3 protein-coding genes and 1 tRNA gene are annotated in these 3249 nt (G+C 41.2%); 3 read left to right on the plus strand and 1 reads right to left on the minus strand.

Annotated elements, in window-relative coordinates; all coding sequences use genetic code 11:
* On the plus strand, positions 1-542 hold a 542-nt coding region (locus CAG68_RS03015), incomplete at its 5' end, for a substrate-binding domain-containing protein (RefSeq protein WP_161440771.1).
* A 63-nt stretch (positions 543-605) separates the two neighbouring features.
* Here CAG68_RS03015 and CAG68_RS03020 read toward each other — a convergent pair.
* On the minus strand, positions 606-1286 hold the full coding sequence (locus CAG68_RS03020; RefSeq protein WP_005375670.1) for a MaoC family dehydratase: 681 nt from the start codon (positions 1284-1286) through the stop codon (positions 606-608).
* A gap of 329 nt (positions 1287-1615) precedes the next feature.
* On the opposite strand from CAG68_RS03020, the gene CAG68_RS03025 reads away from it, so the two are divergent.
* Positions 1616-1706: transfer RNA gene (locus CAG68_RS03025), tRNA-Ser, on the plus strand.
* An 88-nt stretch (positions 1707-1794) separates the two neighbouring features.
* A complete protein-coding gene (locus CAG68_RS03030; RefSeq protein ID WP_161440772.1) occupies positions 1795-3129 on the plus strand; it encodes a tyrosine-type recombinase/integrase in 1335 nt (444 codons plus the stop codon).
* Positions 3130-3249: the final 120 nt, after the last annotated feature.

Here is a 3249-nt window from a genome sequence, read left to right on the forward strand (position 1 = left end):
ATGATGGCCTCGCTGTTGTTGTAAACCGTACCAACTCTGTAGAAAACCTTTCTCAGCAACAACTATTTGATATTTACAAAGGTAAAATTAAGAATTGGAAAGAGGTCGGGGGCGCAGATCAGCCTATCGCGGTGGTTACTAGAGAAGCGTCTTCAGGTTCACGTTACAGCTTCGAAAGCTTGCTGGGACTGACCAAAATCGTTAATGATCGCCTTGTCTCGGATATCAGCCCAAACAACTTGGTTGTAAACAGCAACAGCATGGTAAAAACCATTGTTAACCATAACACTCGCGCCATTGGTTTTATCTCTGTAGGGTCAGTAGATCGCTCGATCAAGGCGATTCAGTTAGATGGTATTGACCCAACCTCGACAAACATTAGCAATCATAAGTACAAGTTGGCGCGACCATTCCTAGTGCTATACAAAGTAGATAAGATTAGCGATGCAGGTAAAGGTTTTATCGCTTTCCTTCGTTCAGAGCAGGGACAAAAAGCGATTGCAGGTTACGGTTATACGCCAGTAAAAAACTTTAATCAGTAAAAATGAAAAAGAGAGCACCTTGATGCTCTCTTTTACTATGTCGTGTTCTATCCGGTTTCGGAATTAGAAATGCAGTTGAATTACAGAGACCACAACCGCACCAGGTCGACGAATACCTTCAATTTCCACTTTAATTTCGCGCTCAATCTCCAAACCTTTTTTGATTGGCGTTACTTTTGTTAACGTGCTGACTGCACGAACATTATTGCCTGCTTTGACAGGGTAAGGGAAACGGACTTGGTTTAAACCCAAGTTAACTACCATCTTAGCTGTTGGGAACATTGGCTTGTCTGGATCGACTGAATCCGTCAGTTTAGGCAGCAATGCTAATGTTAAAAAGCCATGAGCGATAGTTGTCTTAAATGGAGATTCAGTTGAAGCACGCTCTGGATCAGTATGAATCCATTGCATGTCTTCCGTTACCGCACCAAATTGGTTAATACGTTCTTGAGACACATGAACCCAATCACCAGTGTGAATAACTTCGCCAATTTTTTCACTTAACTCGTCATAAAGCTTTTGAGCCTCAGGTGCCATTACGATCGGTGCAGGTTGAGGTGCAACTTCTTCGTTGACGGCTGGCTGCTGGTGATCACGAACTTTTGAGAAAAGAAAGCTATTTTGAGCTTTCCCCAAAAAGTCACTCCAATAATCGCGTAACGTTGGAGACATCCAATTCATAAACTCGGATTGATGAGCAGAAATCGCATCAACTTTGTCTTTAAATAGATTTGTGACCTTCATAAACACCCTTAAGAATTCTAAGCACAACTGGCTATACCAGTTAATTTTGAATTAGTTCACAAAGTCTTGCAAATACTTTCGGGCGAACACATGTACCCTAAAAGCATGTTATGTCTTATATATCAGCAAGATAACAATAAAACACCATTTTATTGACGTGCGCCAATATAAAGTAAAAACTCTATAAATTGGTACTTTTTGTCCCTTTTTCACTCCGTTTTCAAACTGTCCAACATCACATCAGTGATCATAAAACAAGCAAACAGTACTTCTATTATAATTCAGCACTTTACAAGTCGGACTATGCTCCTTATTATACCGCCCACAACGGAGAGATGGCTGAGTGGTTGAAAGCACCGGTCTTGAAAACCGGCATACGTTAATAGCGTATCTAGGGTTCAAATCCCTATCTCTCCGCCATTTTTCTTACGCATTAAGCCCTTGATTTTCAAGGGCTTTTTCGTATCTACAGTACTGCAAATCACTTTCATGACAATGAGGTGAGACAATGTACTTACAAAAAGCGCCCAATGGCGTATATCAAACCCGCATTTGCATCCCTAAACCACTACGTGAGTTTGGTTATCCTTTCGATATAAAAGTTAGTCTTTTAACTAAAGAGCGCTCAGAAGCAATAGAGCGCAATTTTAAAATGGCTTCTTGCATTAAGGTTGCTATTAGCCAAATTGATTTAACCAATCCCGTATTATTCCCCAAATTTAAGGTTGTCCTTCACCAACAGATGGAGACGCTGCGTAAATCTTTCTGTTCGCCAACAGCCTATAAACTCCCCCCTGAAACCGTTGCTTATTTTGAAGATGACATTGTTTCAGACATTCCAAGTAGTATCGATCTAACTAACCTCGAAGAGACTGAACCGAGCGTAAAGAGCATCTCTGCCGAAGTAGTACCTTTTACTCAGTTGCTTGAGCGATTTCTAGAAAGTAAGAAGAAGCGTAATGTTCGACAGCTTACGATCCATCAACTTGAGCAACGCATAAGTCACTGCATCAATTTCCTTGAAAACGAAGGCATAAATCGGAATACAGTCAGTAGCTCTGACCTAGATAGTTATATAGATCTGCTCTACTCTGAAGGACGTTCTACCAAAACCAATAAGGACTATTTCTCAGCAAGTAAGCAGTTCTTCAAATGGCTAAAATCAAAGAAATATATTCCTAATAACCCTGCTCAAGACTTAAATCCCCAGTTCAAAAGTAAAAAGCATGTCTCTGAACAACGTGAGCGTTGGACAACTGATGAACTGACATTACTAATTAAAAGTCCAGCGTTTACTCAGCAATCGTTGGATTTTCAGTGGATCACTAAACTACAGCTCTTTCATGGGTTACGCACTGGCGAAGCTTGTCAGCCATATATCCAAGATATTGTTGTAGATGATGAGATCCCATATTTTCGAGTCACCGACCAATCCAAAGATCAGCACTTGAAAAACGAGCATGCAGTTCGAAATGTCCCTCTTCACCCTGCGATTCGTGATGATTTCGTCATATTTTGCGAAAGCCGCCGTCATAAAGGCAATGCCCCTCTATTCAATTACTCACCACTCGGGCCAGATAAGGATTGGACTAAAACGTATCGAACGCAGTTCGGGAAGCTACAAACCAAGTTGGGTATGCTTGCTGGCAAGCGTCCTACCGCTTATGGACTACGCCACACATTCATTGATGTTCTTAAAGAGCAGGATGTTCCAGAACATAGCGTAGCAGAGGTGGTTGGTCATAATAATCCGAACATGACCTTCGGGAGATATGGGAAGAAACATAAATTAGAAAAATTGCTTGAAATAGTTAGCACATTCCAAATTAACCTGGAGGGGTAATCATGCAAGAACTCAGTCAATCGCTACGAAAAGCTATTGTTCTAGCACTAGAAGAAGCTGCTTCATATCGAGACCAACTCGATCTATCCCGCTTTATACAAATGGGTGTAACTGTAGAGC

The sequence above is a fragment of the Vibrio sp. V42_P2S4T144 genome, assembly GCF_009904715.1.
GTDB lineage: Bacteria > Pseudomonadota > Gammaproteobacteria > Enterobacterales > Vibrionaceae > Vibrio > Vibrio alginolyticus.